Origin of the sequence: Hymenobacter cellulosivorans (genome assembly GCF_022919135.1) — a bacterium.
Classification (GTDB): Bacteria; Bacteroidota; Bacteroidia; order Cytophagales; family Hymenobacteraceae; genus Hymenobacter; species Hymenobacter cellulosivorans.
In genome coordinates this window covers 2,130,197-2,146,140 of the sequence record NZ_CP095049.1, presented here as the reverse complement: position 1 = coordinate 2,146,140, position 15,944 = coordinate 2,130,197, and the positions used below count along the sequence as shown (strand labels likewise).

The 15,944-nt window shown below is 59.6% G+C and carries 13 protein-coding genes; 9 read left to right on the top strand and 4 right to left on the bottom strand.

Translation table 11 applies throughout. From position 1 onward, the window contains the following. Nucleotides 1–465, bottom strand: coding sequence for a VOC family protein (locus tag MUN80_RS09115; protein ID WP_244722608.1), 465 nt, complete (start codon nt 463–465; stop codon nt 1–3). Nucleotides 466–641: 176 nt separating this feature from the next. Here MUN80_RS09115 and argH point away from each other — a divergent pair, with 176 nt between their 5' ends. The 9 genes from argH to MUN80_RS09070 all read left to right on the top strand — a co-directional run bounded on the left by argH (nt 642) and on the right by MUN80_RS09070 (nt 10,128). Further along, the gene (argH, locus tag MUN80_RS09110; protein ID WP_244722607.1) at nt 642–1,940 is read left to right on the top strand and encodes an argininosuccinate lyase; all 1,299 of its coding nucleotides are present in this window, start codon (nt 642–644) and stop codon (nt 1,938–1,940) included. Between the two features lie 73 nt (nt 1,941–2,013). Next, nucleotides 2,014–2,427: an Imm50 family immunity protein gene (locus tag MUN80_RS09105; protein WP_244722606.1), complete on the top strand. Its 414-nt coding sequence runs from the start codon at nt 2,014–2,016 to the stop codon at nt 2,425–2,427. 230 nt (nt 2,428–2,657) lie between these two features. Next, nucleotides 2,658–3,602, top strand: coding sequence for a UTP--glucose-1-phosphate uridylyltransferase (locus MUN80_RS09100; protein WP_244722605.1), 945 nt, complete (start codon nt 2,658–2,660; stop codon nt 3,600–3,602). A gap of 4 nt (nt 3,603–3,606) precedes the next feature. Next, complete coding sequence (locus tag MUN80_RS09095; protein ID WP_244722604.1) at nt 3,607–4,227, top strand: hypothetical protein; 621 nt, start codon at nt 3,607–3,609, stop codon at nt 4,225–4,227. Continuing rightward, a complete protein-coding gene (locus tag MUN80_RS09090) occupies nt 4,224–6,941 on the top strand; it encodes a UTP--glucose-1-phosphate uridylyltransferase (protein WP_244722603.1) in 2,718 nt (905 codons plus the stop codon). The genes MUN80_RS09095 and MUN80_RS09090 overlap by 4 nt, the downstream gene beginning before the upstream one ends. A 138-nt stretch (nt 6,942–7,079) precedes the next feature. Beyond that, entirely contained in the window at nt 7,080–7,604 is a 525-nt protein-coding gene (locus MUN80_RS09085) for an acyl-CoA thioesterase (RefSeq protein ID WP_244722601.1), read from the top strand. Between the two features lie 81 nt (nt 7,605–7,685). Then, nucleotides 7,686–8,762 (top strand): hypothetical protein, encoded by a 1,077-nt coding sequence (locus MUN80_RS09080; RefSeq protein ID WP_244722598.1) that lies wholly within the window; start codon nt 7,686–7,688, stop codon nt 8,760–8,762. A 131-nt stretch (nt 8,763–8,893) separates the two neighbouring features. Next, a complete protein-coding gene (locus MUN80_RS09075; protein ID WP_244722596.1) occupies nt 8,894–9,460 on the top strand; it encodes a sugar O-acetyltransferase in 567 nt (188 codons plus the stop codon). Nucleotides 9,461–9,498: 38 nt separating this feature from the next. Beyond that, nucleotides 9,499–10,128, top strand: coding sequence for a DUF1349 domain-containing protein (locus tag MUN80_RS09070; protein ID WP_244722593.1), 630 nt, complete (start codon nt 9,499–9,501; stop codon nt 10,126–10,128). 122 nt (nt 10,129–10,250) lie between these two features. Here MUN80_RS09070 and MUN80_RS09065 read toward each other — a convergent pair whose 3' ends face one another. The 3 genes from MUN80_RS09065 to MUN80_RS09055 all read right to left on the bottom strand — a co-directional run bounded on the left by MUN80_RS09065 (nt 10,251) and on the right by MUN80_RS09055 (nt 15,897). Beyond that, nucleotides 10,251–12,911: a glycosyl hydrolase 115 family protein gene (locus MUN80_RS09065; protein ID WP_244722590.1), complete on the bottom strand. Its 2,661-nt coding sequence runs from the start codon at nt 12,909–12,911 to the stop codon at nt 10,251–10,253. A 61-nt stretch (nt 12,912–12,972) separates the two neighbouring features. After that, a complete protein-coding gene (locus MUN80_RS09060) occupies nt 12,973–14,064 on the bottom strand; it encodes an endo-1,4-beta-xylanase (protein ID WP_244722587.1) in 1,092 nt (363 codons plus the stop codon). A 273-nt stretch (nt 14,065–14,337) separates the two neighbouring features. Next, nucleotides 14,338–15,897 (bottom strand): alpha-N-arabinofuranosidase, encoded by a 1,560-nt coding sequence (locus tag MUN80_RS09055; RefSeq protein WP_244722584.1) that lies wholly within the window; start codon nt 15,895–15,897, stop codon nt 14,338–14,340. Nucleotides 15,898–15,944 lie beyond the last annotated feature (47 nt).

Here is a 15,944-nt window from a genome sequence, read left to right as displayed (position 1 = left end):
CTAGGCGTTTTCCAGGGTGGCAATGTCAATTTTGCTCATCTGCATCATGGCGGCCATTTTGCGCTGCATTCGGGCCGGGTCAGGACTGCTTATCAACTGAGCCATGTTGGCGGGCGTAACTTGCCAGGATACGCCGAACCGGTCTTTCAACCAGCCACAGTCCCCCGGCTCTCCGCCGGCGGCCGTAAGCTGGTTCCACACGGCATCAATTTCGGCCTGATCCTGACAGCTTACCGACAAAGAAATGCCGGTGGTGAACGTAAAATGCGGTCCGCCGTTCAAGGCCACATACTTTTGCCCGGCCAACTCAAACTCCACGGTCATCACGCTGCCGACGGGCATGTAAGTACCTTGTGGATAGCGGGTGATGCGGCGAATGGCGGAATCAGGAAAAATACTGGTATATAGTTTTGCCGCTTCCTCGGCTTGGTCGTTGAAAGTCAGAAACGTAGTAATCTTCTGCATAATGCCGGGGGCTTGAAGTAGATGAGAATATAAATGTAAAGCCTCTCCTGTCGGATCAGGGCGTATAAATCCGACAAATACCGGGCAATTTGCGACACACTCAGCTTCGGCTGAAGCAGCCCACAACACGTAGTACCGGAAAGCCCCATCAGCCGGGCTTTCCTAGATAATTGACCATGAAGATTTGGGACAAGGGCATTGCCGTTGACAAGAAGATTGAGCAGTTCACCGTGGGCAAAGACCGGGAGCTGGATATGTACCTGGCGCAGTTCGACGTGCAGGCCTCCCAGGCCCAGGCCACGATGCTCACCCAAGCTGGGTTGATTTCCGAAGAGGAAAACGAGCAGCTTCAGCAGGGCCTCGGGGAACTGGCTCAGCAGATTACCGAGGGCCGCTTCACCATTGAGGCCGAGTTTGAGGATGTGCACTCCAAGATTGAGTATTACCTGACCGAGAAGTTCGGCGACGCGGGCAAGAAAATCCACACGGCCCGCTCCCGCAACGACCAGGTTCTGACAGCCATTCAGCTCTTCCTGAAAGACTATACCGAGCGGGTGGCAACCAAGACGCTGGAGCTGGTAAACGTGCTGCTGCACAAAGCCGACGCGCACCAGGCCGATTTGATGCCGGGCTACACCCACTTCCAGGCCGCCATGCCCAGTTCATTCGGGCTCTGGTTTTCGGCTTATGCTGAGCATTTGTTGCTGGATCTGGCCCTGTTCGAAGCCGCCCACACCGTGGCCGACCAGAACCCGCTGGGCTCGGGCGCCGGCTTTGGCTCCTCCTTCCCCATCGATAGGCAGCTGACGACCCGGCAAATGGGCTTCGGCAACGTGGCCGTGAGCAGCGTGGGCGCCCAAATGCTGCGGGGCAAGACCGAGAAAACCGTGGCTTTTGCCGTGGCCGGCATGGCTGCCACCCTGGCCAAAATGGCCTACGACCTGGTGCTGTACAACGGGCAGGATATGGCTTTCGTGGAGCTGCCTAAGGAGTTTACCACGGGCTCCAGCATCATGCCCCACAAGAAAAACCCGGACGTGTTTGAGCTCATCCGGGCGCGCTGCAACTCCCTACAGGCGCTGCCCAACACGATTACGCTCACCATCAGCAACCTGCCCAGCGGCTACCACCGCGACTTTCAGATTCTGAAGGAGCTGCTATTCGAGCCCCTCACCCAGTTTCTGGACATCCTGGACATTGTGCTCTTCGCGTTGCCCCAACTGAAAATCAAACCCGACCTGCTCAACCAGGCGAAGTACGACGCGACCTTCACGGTGGAAAACATCAACCAGCTGATTCAAAGCGGTACGCCGTTTCGCACGGCCTACAAACAGGTGGGCCTGGCCGTAGAAGACGGCTCCTACGTGCCCCACAAGGAGTTTCAGACCACGCACTTAGGCAGCATTCACAACTTGGGCCTGGAGGAAATTCGGGCAAAGGTGGAGCGGCTGAAGCAAGGTAGCAAGCTATTTTAGTAAGCCTGTACTAGCACGTCATGCTGAGCTTGCCGAAGCATCTCTACCCGCTTCGACTGACATTCCCGAGCCTATGCCTGTAGCCGAAAATCCTGCAACCAATCGAATAAGTAACCATGAAATTGTTCGGGAGTATTTCGGCTATTGGCCAAGCTTTCATGACGCTGAAATCACGAAAGCAGCTTTTGAAGCCAACCCTGGATATTGGCCTTCCGCAACGTTTACAATAGCTGCATTTGAGCTGACAGCGGAAGTCGACCCCAAAGGCCATTACCAGCAAACCAAGCAGTGTACTATAGAGCTTCTATTCACTGGCATTCGGGAAATGGAGCTTGAAGGCTTTAGTCACCAAAACGTTATCCTCAGTTTAGAAATCGAAGAAAGCGGTAGTCATATTCAATGCACGATTAACCCCTCAGTTGGGTTGGATGCATTCCTAATTGCTGAGAAAGTATCGGTGTTAAGCCTTACTCCAACGAAGCGGTAGCGATGCTTCGCCTGCGCGGACGTCAGATCAAGCATGACAGCTACTTTGGCAACGTCGGCACGCGAGATTCCTCGACTTCGCTCGGAATGACGGTCTGTTAGCACAAACGATACATCACCAATACCATCTTTCCGGAAGCTGACTTGTAACCACTTCTGAATTGATGTTTTTCTTTTTTCCAACCCGCCTCTCTCCCGGCATTTTCCTGAGTGAATCCCCAACCAATTCCCATGAAGATCAAAAAAGCAGTAATTACTGCCGCCGCCCGCGGCCAGCGGTTGTACCCGGTGGCCGATACCATTCAGAAGGCCATGCTGCCGGTGGTAGATGTGGACGGGTTGCACAAGCCCACCATCCAGATTATTGCCGAGGAGGCCTTTGGCAGCGGCATCGAGGAGCTGTGCGTCGTGTGCGCTCCCGGCGACGGAGCGCGCTACGTAGCCGCCTTCACCTCCCTGCGCGACAACCTGATTAAAACCTATCAGAATGTGGACTGGGCCCGGCAGCAGGCCGAGAAAATTGACCACCTGCTCAGCCGCCTGCAGTTTGCCGAGCAGACTGAAGCTCTAGGCTACGGCCACGCCGTGTACTGCGCCCGGGAGTTCGTGGGTAATGAGCCGTTCCTGCTCCTGCTCGGCGACTACCTCTACGTTTCGAACATGGCTGGCAAGCGTTGCGCGGCCCAAGTGCTGGAGTTGGCTACGCAACAAGACTGCGCCGTGGCGGCCGTCAACCCCACCATTGAGCACCAGATCAGCCGTTACGGTACGCTCACGGGCAAGCACGTGGCGGGCCAGGCCGGCGTGTACCAGATTGACCATATCATTGAAAAGCCTTCGTTGAGCACGGCCGAACTAGAACTGCAAACGCCAGGCTTGCGGGCGGGCTATTACTTGTGCTTTTTCGGCATGCACGTCCTGACGCCGGGCATCTTCGGTATTCTGCAGAAGCAACTCGATGCCGGCTCGACCAACGTGCTGCTCACGCCCGCCTTGCAGGAGCTGGCCGCCACGGAAAAGTACCTGGCCCTGGAAGTGCGCGGCAACCGCTACGACCTAAGCCGGCCCCACGGTCTGCTGCGGGCCCAGCTGGCCCTGGGCCTGGCAGGCGAGGCCCACGACGAAACCCTGACGACCATGGTCGAGCTGCTGGCCGAAGCCAATACCCGCAAGTAGAGCCATGAATATTTTCGTCGAAACCATTACCGCTACCGAGCCCGAGAAGCGGAACCGGGACTTTTACGCTCTCAGCCGCGGCCTTTCGGCCCGGGAGCTGCTGCGCAGCCTGCGGGAGCTGGACGAGTTCCGCAAGGCCACGCCCAACCTCTACGACAAGGTGCGGGCCATCCTGTTCTTGTACGCCGGCTTTCGGTTTTTTCTGCAGGAAACGCCCGACGTGCCGGCCGTGGGCAAGATTCCCTACCACGGCTTTGAGGACCTCTTGAGCCGGCGCTTTGAGCAGGCCATCAGCACGTTTTTGCGCGAGCTGGACCAGCACGGGCCCAACGCCACGCTCTTTAGCGCCCTGGCTGACAGCTACCACCACCTCTCCTTCCAGATTCTGGCCGACCAGGTCCGTAAAAGCGTGCGCTCCAGCAAGGGCAACCAGTGGATGTTCCGCGTAGGCCACCAGGACGAGCACCCCATCCGGATTCACCCGGCTTTGCTGCAACGCAATGACTCGTCGTTGTTCTACCCCGTGCTGCACGAGCACACCTCCGTGCGCATGGACCTTACGCACAGCGGCTGGTCGGATATCTTCTTTCTGGGCATGGACTACCCGAGGGCGCGCGGGTCGTGAACCTGTCGATTGACCTGGGTATGTTCGGGCGCGACAAGGACATCCGCCCCCCGCTGCACAGTTACGTGCGCGTCATTCCGGAGCCGGTATTGCGCCTGACCAGCATCGACCTGAACACGACCAAGGACGTCACGGACCTGGCCGACCTGTTCAACTTCGGCAACGACTACCTAAGCCTGGTCAAGGCTGGCGTTATTGCTTCCGGCCTGATTCCGCCTTCCTTTGAAGGCACCAACCAGAACCTCACGGAAATCCTGGCGCGCATAGTGGCCCCGGGCATGGGCATCGAGCTAGTGACTAAGGTGAACGACATTCCCAAAGGCTCCCGTTTCGCCGTTTCGACCAACCTGCTGGGCTCCATTATTAGCTTGCTGATGCGGGCCACGGGGCAAACCAAGAACCTAACTGGCGGCCTCGACGAGAACGAACGGCGCCTAGTGGCGTCGCGGGCCATTCTGGGCGAGTGGATTGGCGGCTCGGGCGGGGGCTGGCAGGATTCGGGCGGCGTGTGGCCTGGTATCAAGGCCATTCAGGGCACCTTTGCCCAGCCCGGCGACCCGGAATACGACATCAGTCGGGGCACGCTGCTGCCGCGGCACCGGGTGCTGGAAGGCGAGGATGTGCACCCCGAAATTGGGGAGAAAATCATGAAGTCCCTGGTGCTGATGCACGGCGGTATGGCCTCCAACGTGGGCCCGATTCTGGAGATGGTGACCGAGAAGTATCTGCTCCGCGGGGCCCAGGAAACGGCTGCCCGGCAGCAGACCAACGAGATTTTCGACAACATCCTGGCTTCCATCAAGGAAGGCGACATTCAGAAGCTGGGCGCCAACACGGCCCGCAACTTTGAGGGGCCCATCAAAACCATCATTCCCTGGGCCTCGACTTACTTCACCGAGCAGATTATTGCCAAGGCCAAGCAGGAATTCGGGGCCGACTACTACGGCTTTTTGATGCTGGGCGGCATGTCGGGCGGCGGCATGGGCATGTTCGTGAACCCCGACAAGTACGAGGATTACAAGGTGCGCGTGCTGGACCTCTTGCGCACGACCAAGCAGGAACTTTCGGCCGCTTTGCCGTTTGCCATGGAGCCGGTGGTCTATAACTGGAGCATCAACCGACGCGGCACCTGGAGCACCTTGCACGAAGGCAACGAGGCCCTGATGCCGGAGCAGTATTACGCCATTCACGTGTCGGGGCTGGTGAAGCGCGACCCGGAATCCATTTCCTACCTGCGCCGGGCTGAAATCGACTACTTCACGACCTACTGCGAGCAAAACAACCTGGCCTACCCCCTGCTGCGCACCATTGTGAGCAATTTGTTCAAGGTCTCGGACCCCACAAGCCAGGGCAACCGCAGCGTGGAGAATGATAAGGCCGAGCAGATCAAGCGCGAGAATGGCTTCGACTACATTCAGCACGAAGACATCCGGGAAGAGCTGCAAAAGGGCCGCATCGGCCTCTCTCGCAACCGCCTGCCTGCCGAAACGGCCATCGACGACGTGCAGCCGACGGACGTGGTACAGTTTGCCGACTTGCAGGACGTGACCCAGCTGGGCGAGGACGCCATTCGGGCCGGCAAGGTGGCCGTGCTCAGCCTCGCGGCCGGCGTGGGCAGCCGCTGGACCAAGGGCGCGGGTGTTATCAAGGCCCTGAACCCCTTCGTGGAAATAGGCGGGCGGCACCGCAGCTTCCTGGAAATTCACCTGGCCAAAACCCGCCGCGTGGCCCGGCAGTACGGGGCCAAAATCCCGCACATCGTGGCGACCAGCTACCTCACCCACGCCCCGATCCGGCAGACCCTGGAGCAGACCCAGAACTACGGCTACGACGGGGCCGTGTACCTCTCGGAAGGTCGCTCGATTGGGCAGCGTTTTGTGCCCATGGAGCGGGATTTACGGTTTATGTGGGAGGAAATGCCCCAGGAAACCCTCGACGAAAACAAGCAGAAAGTGCGCGACGCGGTGCGCAACACGATGATTGGCTGGGCCAAAAGCAAGGGTGAGGGCACCGACTACATCGACAACATTGCCGCCCAGCGCTTCTCCCCGCTCGGCCACTGGTACGAGGTGTCGAACCTGCTGCGCAACGGCACCCTGGCCCGCCTGCTGCGCGAAAACCCCGCGGTGGAAACCATTATGCTCCACAACATCGACACGCTGGGCGCCGACGTGCACGCGGCGGCCCTGGGCTACCACCGGGCCTCCGGCAACGCCCTGACCTTCGAAGTCATTCCGCGCCGCATCGAGGACCGGGGCGGCGGACTGGCCCGCGTGAACGGGCAGGTGCGCCTGCTCGAAGGCCTGGCCCAACCCCGGGAAGAAGATGAGCTGGCCTTGAGCTATTACAACTCGATGACCACCTGGATTGAAGTCGACCCGCTACTCCAGCTCTTCGGCCTCACCCGCACCGAGCTGCAAACGGCCGACGACGCCCAGCTGGCCCGGGCCGTGCGCGCCGTGGCTCAGCGCATCCCGACCTACGTGACGACCAAGGAAGTAAAATTCCGCTGGGGCCACGGCCAGGAAGATATCTACCCCGTGGCCCAGATTGAGAAGCTGTGGAGCGACATGTCGGCCCTGCCGGATGTGCAGTGCGGCTATATCGTGGTACCCCGCAGCCGCGGCCAGCAGATGAAGGACCCCGCCCAGCTCGACGCCTGGGTGACGGATGGCAGCAAGGCCCACGTAGCCTCGTTGGGCGTGTTTGAGTAGAGACGTCTGGTTGAGAAAGAAATTAAATAAAATTATTCTCAACCAGGTTCGGCTAGGTCCCTCACCAGTATCATTTTTCGTTTAACCCCAAGGCCCCGGCTGGTGTACTTACCGGCCGGGGCCTTTTCCTTTACTGCTATGAAACTCTACTTCCGCCTGCTCTGGCTTGTGCTCACGGCCCGCTTCCAACCCAAGGTGCCGGTAATGGGCCCCTGCCGGACCAAGTTTCGGGTGTGGCCGACCGACCTGGACATCATGCGCCACGTGAATAACGGGCAGTATCTGACGCTGTGCGACGTGGCCCGGACGGACCTGCTCATCCGCTCGGGGCTGCTGAGCAAAACCAAGGACTTCGCCCCGCTGGCCGTGGTAGTGGCCGAAACTATTCAGTTCAGCCGCTCTTTGGAGCCGTTTCAGACGTTTGAAATCGAAACTCGGCCCCTGGGCTGGGACGAGCGGCTGCTCTACATCCAGCAGCAATTCATCCGGCAAGGTCAGGTGGTGGCCACGGCCGTGGTGAGTTTGCGCTTCGTGAAGCGCAAGGGCGGCACCGCCGACCCAGCCGAGGTGCTGGCCCATGCTGGCGAGCCGACCGAGTCGCCGGAGTTGCCGGACTGGGTGCGGGCCTGGAGCCAGAACATGCGGGAGCTGCGGGCGGCGTAGGCGCGAAAACTCTGCCGTAGCCGCCGCGTATGGTTTCAAGAGAAGATGCTTGTCGTCTTCCCCTCCAAAACCCACTGCATCATGGCTACTCCGCAAGATACTACCGAAAATACCGACGATAAAAAGCACCAGGCCAACTCCCCCGGCACTTCCAGCCAGTCCTTGGCCGACTCGGAAATGAGCGTGGGCAAAGGGGCCCTCGACACCGAGCCCGGCGACGAACAGGAAAACAAGGAAGCCGACCGCAACGCTGTGCAGCCCGGCTCTGCCCCGAGCAACGAAGCGCCCAAAGCTGACTGGGGCGGACAATTCGGCAACAGCGTAGAACCCATCTACCGCGACGCGGACCGGCTCGAAAACCAGCAGGCTAGCCCTGGCCGTGGCGAATTCGGACCTCAGGGAACCGGGGGCACTCAGGGTGGCTACGGCAACCAATACCGGGCCGACGACGTGTACGGCGGCCAACTGGGCACGCAGCCGGTAAGCTCCGGTGGCTATACCGGCGGGCGGCCCGAAAACAACACCGGCACCGACGAGTACAACCCCCAGGGCAGCACCTTCGGCCATGAGCCCGCTACGCCCCTGGCCGGCACCACCGTCGACCCACACTACCGCAACGACAACGCCTCCCCTACGGCCCCGAATTCGGGCTTTAGCGAGGACTACGGCCACTCTTCCCTGGTGGGCGGTGCTACCAACGGCCATGAAGTAGGCAACGGCCGGGAACGGAACCAAAGCGCCGACTACGACTATATCCCGTCCCAGCACGACAAGCGCGACGAGCAGCAGGGTACGACCTACAACCCCCAGCCCACGGTGCACGGTCGTACCGGCGAGCTGAACGGTGCCAATGAGCCCGGCCCGAACCAGGAAGCGGCCACGCCCACCGGCTCCGACTCCCGCACCGGCTACACCCGCCCCGATGGGGAGGCCAGCTACCAGGGCAACAGCGCCGAAGGCATTGGCTCGAAAGGCGGCTCTTACAACGACCCCAACGACTCGTCGAACCCCGCCGCGGCCGACGGAGGCGCCGTGCAGCAAGAGTACAGCCGCGATGCCCAGAACGACGCGCCCGTGCCGCCCCACGACAACGGCTCGGACTACGGCACCATGCCCCGCCGCAACGCCGGCCGCGACAACGACGCCGACCGGAGCTAGAACCTACACCACTCTATCTTCTCAAAAGGCCGAAAACAAACCGTAACCGGGGCGTTTTCGGCCTTTTGTGTATTGTAGCGCCTTCTAACGCGGCCTGCCGCCCGCCCGGGCCCAGAACCTACAACCATGCTATGAAAACCGAAAAAGAAAAGATGCTAGCCGGGGAGCTCTACGATGCTCTCGACGCGCAGCTCACCCAGGAACGAACCCAGGCCCGGCTGTTGCTCAAGCAGCTCAACGAATCCCGCGAAGACCAGACTGCTGAACGCACCCAATTGCTCCAGCAGCTGCTGCCCCACGCCGGCGCTGGCCTCTGGATTCAGCCGCCCTTCTACTGCGACTATGGCAGCAATATGTACCTCGGGGAGAAGGTGTTTTTCAACTTCAACTGCGTGGTGCTCGACGTAGCCCCGGTCACCATCGGCCACCGGACTTTGTTTGGGCCCAACGTGCAGATTTACACCGCCACCCACCCCATGGACCACCAGATCCGGGCCTCGGGGCTGGAGTTTGCCAAGCCTATTACCATCGGCGACGACGTGTGGGTAGGCGGCAGCGCCGTTATTTGTCCGGGTGTAAGCATTGGGGCCCGTAGCGTGATTGGGGCGGGCAGCGTGGTCACGAAAGACATACCGGCCGACGTGTTTGTCGCCGGCAACCCTTGCAAGGTCATCCGCCCGTTGGGAGAGGAAGCTTAACTTCGTCCCATTCTACGGCTGAGCTTATTATTCCCTACATGAAAAAATTATTCTTCTCCGCGGCCCTTTTGCTGGGCGTATTCACGGCTTCGGCCCAAACTTTTACCACCATGCGCTGGCTAAATGCTCCCAAGAAGTCGACCGTGACGGCCAACAAAGTGCAGGTGCAGGTCGACGGCGGCACCGACTTCTGGCGCGTGACGCACTACGGCTTCATCCGCGACAATGGCCACTTTTTCTACCAGGAGCAGGAAGGTGACTTTCTAGCTAAGGTCAAAATTGTAGGGCAGTACAAAGAGCTCTACGACCAGGCCGGCCTGATGATTCGGCTCGATGAGAAGAACTGGATTAAGACTGGCATCGAGTACGTCAAGGGGGTGCAAAACGTCAGCGCCGTCGTCACGCGGGAAGTGTCCGACTGGTCGGTGGTGCCGCGGCAGGACAGTCCCAAGGCCGTGTGGCTGACGCTGCTGCGCAAGGGCGACTACGTAGAAATTCAGTACTCCTTCGACAACAAGGACTTCAAGATGCTGCGCCTGGCCTACTTCCCGCCTACGCCCGGTAAAAAGGTCCAGATCGGACTCATGTGCGCCGCCCCCGATGGCAAAGGCTTCCCGGTCGAGTTTGAGGATTTCTCTATCGGCCCGGTACCAGCCGGCACGAAGTAAGCTCCGCAAAAAAGGCGCCCGACACGGCGCCTTTTTTAGGTAACCCAACGGCTTCTTTCCAGTTTTAAGGCGCCTTAAAACTGGAAAGAAGCCGTTGGGTTGTTTTACGGGTAAAAGCTGTTCTAGCGTTGGCCTACGCTGCCTTTGGTTTCGGCGGCTTTTGGTGCTGCCGTACCCGAGGCGCTTTCCGGCGGGCCGAGGTAGCTAGACGGCAAACCACCAAGGTCTACGACCAGCTTTTCGAGTACTACGCCGGGGTCCACGCGCCAGAATTTGAGCACGTGGGCGCCGGGCTTGGCCAACGTGTGCTTAGACTCTTTAATGAGGATATTTTCGGCCACCGCTTTTTCCCAGGGCCGGTTGCCATTGTCCGCCACCATGCCCGTGTGTAGGTTGATAATCTGCGGGGCTTCGTCGTCGAAGGATACGGCGTAGCGCAAACCCTCCCCCCCAATAAAGTTCAGCGTGGGGGCCAAGTAGGTCCGCACCGTTACCGGACCGGTACCGGTGAGCTGCACCTGATACTCTAGGCGCGGCGAGTCACCGGTCGGCGGCTGGCCGGGCGCGGTAGTCGGGAACGTGGTGACGCCGGAAAGCGTGCGGCCCAGGTCGGGAATGGTTTGCCACTTTACCCCGCCCCCATCCACGGCTTTGGCATAGTGCCCGGCTTCGATGGAAACGTAGCCGTCGGTTTCAACAAATCCTGCGCCTTTCGGTACCGACTGGGGCTTTTTCGCCGGCACGGGCTGAGCTGGAGCCGCGGTAGTTGGCTGCGCCACGGTCTGCACGGCGGGCATGGCGTTCTGCTCGGGCTGCTGCCAGTAGGTGTAGCCGATGTGAGTCTGGTCCATCATATGGTTCCACTTGCCGCCGGCCAGCGCGTGGTAGCGCTTCGTGATTTCGGCGTCTTTGGCGTAGAGCGCCTTGGCTTTTTCAGCCAAGGCGTTGGCCGTAGCCTGGCCGTTTTTGGCTGCCTCCCGGTTCTGCGCCACGGTGTAGTATAGCTCGTTGAGGTTGGCACAGGCCTGCACCGGGTGCAGCACCAGTTGATAATAAGCGTCGCGGTACTCAGCGGGCAGCTGCTGGCTGACTTTCTCGGCCTTGGCTAGCAGCTGGTTATAATCGGCAACCACCGTAGCCCACTCGCCGGTAGCCAGGCTGTAGGTGTTGGCGTCGAGCAGCTCGGGTTTGCGGCGGCTGTTGTACTTGGCGTATTTGGCCAGGATGTCGGCAATATCAGCGGCGTACTTTGGGCCGAACTGCCGGGCGGCCCAGTCCCGCGAGTAGTCGTCGATTTGGTCGGCGCTGATTCGGTCGGGGTTCCAGGCGTAGTCCAGAAAGAAGCTGATGGGGAATTCCATGGGCTTCAAATCTCCCACGTTTACAATCCAGATCTGGTTGGCGCCGTACTCGTGGGCCAGGTGCATTTGCTCCCAGATGCGGGGTAGCGGATTCGTATTGAGCCACTTGTAGTTGCGCGGACCACCCACGTAGTCGAAGTGGTAGTAAATGCCGTAGCCGCCGGCGCGGGGCTTTTCCGTAGGCTTGGGCAGCTTGCGGAGGTTGCCCCAGTTGTCGTCGCACAAGAGCAGAGTCACATCGTCGGGCACGCGCATGCCTTTGTCGTAGTAGTCCTGCACTTCCTTGTAGAGAGCCCAGAGCTGGGGCGTCTGTTCGGCGGGCTTGCCGGTTTCCTCGGCAATAATCTTGCGCTGGTCGGCCACGATTTTTTCCAGCAGGGTAATGTTGCTGCCCTCACTCATGGGCTCGTCGCCGTCGCCGCGCATGGCCAGCGTCACGATGCTTTCCTTGGTGCCCATATTCTTGATGCCCTGGCGCCAGAAATCCTGGAGCGTCTTTTCGTTGGTCTGGTAGTTCCAGGGGCCGGAGCCGAAGCGCTTCCATTCCTGCTGCGACCGAACCATGGGCTCGTGGTGCGAGGTGCCCATTACAATGCCGTACTCATCGGCCAGCACGGGGCTTTGCTTGTCGTCGTCGTTGAAGGCGTTGCCCCACATAGCAGGCCACAGGTAATTGCCCTTGAGCCGCAAAATCAGCTCAAACACGTGCACGTACATCTTCGAGTTGATACCGCCGAACTTTTCCTTGGCCCAACCCGACAGCGCCGGCGCTTCGTCGTTGAGGAAAATGCCCCGATACTTTACCTGCGGCGTGCCCTGCGAATGGCGGCCCGGCGCTACGTACAGAGCCGTCTGCGGCTTGGTTGGTACATCGGCCCACCAGTACCACGGCGACACCCCGATTTGCTGCGACAGGTCGTAAATGCCGTAAATGGTGCCGCGCTTGTCACTGCCGGCAATAACCAACGCCCGCTCAACACCCGGCATCGGCTTTTCCACCACCTGTAGCACGAAGGTTTCCCACTTGCCCGCCACCTGCGACACGTCCAGCTTTTTGCTGGCCACCAGCCCATCAATCAGCGGGCTTTTGCCGATGGTGCCAATCAGCACGACTTCCTTGCCGTTTGGGGCTTTATCCGTAGTAAGCGGCGGCGTAAGCTTAGTCACCCGGTTGATATCGGCCTGCAAGTCCTTAGCGGCGCGCAACACGCCCGGCCAGTCGGCTTGGCTAGCGTATAGCGCCGCCGTTTTGCCACCGGCCGCTAACGGAAAGCCGTTTTTCCCCTTATCGGCCGAAACGTAGGTAGGCGTCAATTGCGCGGCCGTTTTCTGAGCCTGGGCCCCGAAAGAAACAAGCAGCGCCAGCAGTACCAGCCAGAATCGGTCGGCTGCACGGGCAGTGTAGAAAGGCAGGGTTATCATTGGATTTAGGTGGAAAAGCAGGCAGTAGGGCAGACTTATAGGGCAACTAGCTTCTTAGCTTTTAGAATTTTACGACTTCCCAGTAAGCCTTCTTCGGCTTCTGATTCTGGTCGAAAAGCAGGGGGTAGTTTTTGCGGCCGGCTACGGGGTAAGTATCAAGCCAGGTATACTTGTCGGAAATATTCCAGAACGTGACGCCGGTCATGACTTTCTTGTAGTCGCGGAAGACTTTGAAGAACATCTTATACTGCTCAGCCTGCTTCTGCTCCAGCTCGGGCGTGTAGGCATCCGATTCGCCGGGACGCTTTTCGCGCCGGTCCTTTTCCCACGGGTAAATCGACACGTCAAGCTCGGTAATCTGCACCTTTAGTCCCAGCGCCGAGTACTGGTCCAGGGCCTGGCGCAGCTCGGTCTCCGTGGGTTCCTGCAACGACCAGTGCCCCTGCAAGCCTACCGCATCTATCGGCACTTTGGCGTCCTTGAGCTTCTTGAGCAGCTTGAGGATTCGCTCCCGCTTTTCGGGCCGCTCGGTATTGTAGTCGTTGTAGAAGAGCACCGCCTTAGGGTCAGCCTCGTGGGCGTATTCAAAGGCTTTGGCGATGAAATCTTCGCCGCAGATCTTATACCATTCCGAATTGCGCAGAAACTCCTGGGGGTTGTCACTGATGGCTTCATTGACCACGTCCCACGCGTATATCTTGCCCTTGTAGCGCTTCACCACCGTGAAAATATGGTCGTGCAGGCGCTTGAGCAGCACTTCCTTGCTGACCTGCTTACCGTTGGCGTCCTTGAAGAGCCACTTGGGTGTCTGCTCGTGCCAGAGCAGGTTGTGGCCCCGCACCCGCAGCTTGTTGTCCTGGGCAAACTGGACAATTTCGTCGGAATCCTTCCACTCGTAGCGGTTTTCCTCCGGATGAATCGGGCCCATCTTCATAGAGTTCTCCGGCGTGATGCTGTTGAAGTGCTGCTTAATCAGCTCCCCTTCCGCACCCTTCAGCCCCGCCGGCGAGACGGCCACGCCCACCGGAAAATAGTCTTTGTAATAATCTTTCAGCCCCTTTTCCGGGGCCGAACGCTGGCTGCTGAATACGGTCAGGCCAACTAATAGTAAGCCAGCCGTGGAGAGTTTGCGGAAAGGAGCGGTGGGTTTCATCGGGTTGAGTTGATCTTTATAATCTGAGGCGTCAGGTTGAGCACAGCGAGACATCTCGCGTGCTGACGTTAGGCAAGCAGTTTGCGTAAAAAGAACGTCATGCTGAGCCTGCCGAAGCATCTCTACCGCTTCGTTGTACAAACGGCATGAATTACCATTGTAGTAGAGATGCTTCGACAAGCTCAGCATGACAGTCACCATTGCCCGCGAGATGTCTCCTCTCTGCTTGACGCGCAGAATGATCGACATGACGAGCTGGTGTACTCGTGCCTTCTACTTCACTTCCAGCACGACCACCGACTGCGGCGGCAGCTCCACGGCCAGATTTCCGCCGCGCTTTTTAGCCCCGTTAAAAGTGGCCAGCTTTACCTTGCTGGGCTTGTCGAAGGTGTTGTAATCGTTGACGTTGCTTGAGGTCAGAATGCGGCCCGACACGGTTTTCCAGGTCACGCCGGACAGTGCAGTTTCCAGCTGCAAAGCCTTTTTGGTGTCGAGGTTGACCAGGGAAATATGCACCGCGCCGCTGGCGTCCTTAGAGGCCGAGGCATTTAGCGCCGGCAGCTTGTCACCGTTCAACGTGTACTCGGGGCTCTGGAATTGCAGGGGCAGATACTGCGCGTTCTGGTGGACCTGGTAGAGGTCAAACACGTGGTAGGTGGGCGTGAGCAGCATCTTCTCCTTGTCGGTCAGGATCAGGGCCTGCAGCACGTTCACAGCCTGGGCCAGGTTGGCCCCGCGCACCCGGTCGCAGTGGTTGTTGAAGATGTTGAGCGTGGTACCGGCCACTAGCGCGTCGCGCAGGGAGTTTTGCTGGTACAAAAAGCCGGGGTTGGTGCCGGGCTCCACGTCGGTCCATACGCCCCACTCATCCACGAGCAAGGCTACCTTTTTATCCTTGTCGTACTTGTCCATGATGGCCGCGTGTTTGGTCACCACGGCTTCCATCTTCAGGCAGTTCTTCATCGTGTTGAAGTACTGGGCCTCGTCGAAGCCGGTGGCGGCACCCTTGCTGCCGGTCCAGCTGCCGGTGGGCAGCGTGTACTGGTGCAGCGTCAGGCCCCACATCTGGTCGAGCGGAATCTTCTTCATGCACGTTTCGGTCCAGTTGGCGTCGTCGCCGTTGGCCCCGCTCACGATGCGCTTTAGCTTCGGGCTGCCCGGATAGTTGTGGGCAAAGGTGGCGTAACGCTTATAGACGTCGGTGTAATAATCGACGGTCATGTTGCCGCCGCAGCCCCAGCTTTCGTTGCCGATGCCCCACATGGTCACGCCGTAGGGCTCGGGGTGGCCGTTTTGCTTGCGCTGCTGGGTCAGCGGCGTGTCAGCGTTGGAGTTCAAATACTCCATCCAGTTGGCCATTTCCTGCACCGTCCCGCTGCCGACGTTGGCCGCCAAATACGGCTCGGTGCCCAGCAGCTTACAGAGCTCCAGAAACTCGTGGGTACCGAAGGAGTTGTCTTCCACCGCGTCGCCCCACCAGGTGTTGATGGTGTGGGGACGTTGGGCAGTGGGCCCTACTCCGTCGCGCCAGTGGTAGGCGTCGGCGTAGCAGCCGCCGGGCCAGCGCAGGTTGGCCACTTTGATCTTGCGCAGGGCCTCCACGATATCCATGCGGATGCGGCCCTGCTTGGGCACGTTCAAGCCGGGGTCAGCCCAGAAACCGTCGTAGACGCAACGGCCCAGGTGCTCGGCGAAGTGCCCGTAAATGTCTTTGCTGATTTGCAGCTTCGGGTCTCCGGGCTGCACGGTCAGGCGTACCGTTTGGGCAAAAGTCAGGTTAGCCGCGGCCAGCGTGAGGCCAGCTGCCGCCATGAGGCGCTTTAAGTTGAGCATCGAGAGGATTGAGGGAATTTTCGATGGGGAAAGGTCAGAAAGCGCAG

What these genes read in the sequence shown, in the direction of transcription:
- MUN80_RS09115 (WP_244722608.1), bottom strand. Translation starts at nt 465, where the DNA reads ATGCAGAAGATTACTACGTTTCTGACTTTCAACGACCAAGCCGAGGAA.
- argH (WP_244722607.1), top strand. Translation starts at nt 642, where the DNA reads ATGAAGATTTGGGACAAGGGCATTGCCGTTGACAAGAAGATTGAGCAG.
- MUN80_RS09105 (WP_244722606.1), top strand. Translation starts at nt 2,014, where the DNA reads ATGCCTGTAGCCGAAAATCCTGCAACCAATCGAATAAGTAACCATGAA.
- MUN80_RS09100 (WP_244722605.1), top strand. Translation starts at nt 2,658, where the DNA reads ATGAAGATCAAAAAAGCAGTAATTACTGCCGCCGCCCGCGGCCAGCGG.
- MUN80_RS09095 (WP_244722604.1), top strand. Translation starts at nt 3,607, where the DNA reads ATGAATATTTTCGTCGAAACCATTACCGCTACCGAGCCCGAGAAGCGG.
- MUN80_RS09085 (WP_244722601.1), top strand. Translation starts at nt 7,080, where the DNA reads ATGAAACTCTACTTCCGCCTGCTCTGGCTTGTGCTCACGGCCCGCTTC.
- MUN80_RS09080 (WP_244722598.1), top strand. Translation starts at nt 7,686, where the DNA reads ATGGCTACTCCGCAAGATACTACCGAAAATACCGACGATAAAAAGCAC.
- MUN80_RS09075 (WP_244722596.1), top strand. Translation starts at nt 8,894, where the DNA reads ATGAAAACCGAAAAAGAAAAGATGCTAGCCGGGGAGCTCTACGATGCT.
- MUN80_RS09070 (WP_244722593.1), top strand. Translation starts at nt 9,499, where the DNA reads ATGAAAAAATTATTCTTCTCCGCGGCCCTTTTGCTGGGCGTATTCACG.
- MUN80_RS09065 (WP_244722590.1), bottom strand. Translation starts at nt 12,911, where the DNA reads ATGATAACCCTGCCTTTCTACACTGCCCGTGCAGCCGACCGATTCTGG.
- MUN80_RS09060 (WP_244722587.1), bottom strand. Translation starts at nt 14,064, where the DNA reads ATGAAACCCACCGCTCCTTTCCGCAAACTCTCCACGGCTGGCTTACTA.
- MUN80_RS09055 (WP_244722584.1), bottom strand. Translation starts at nt 15,897, where the DNA reads ATGCTCAACTTAAAGCGCCTCATGGCGGCAGCTGGCCTCACGCTGGCC.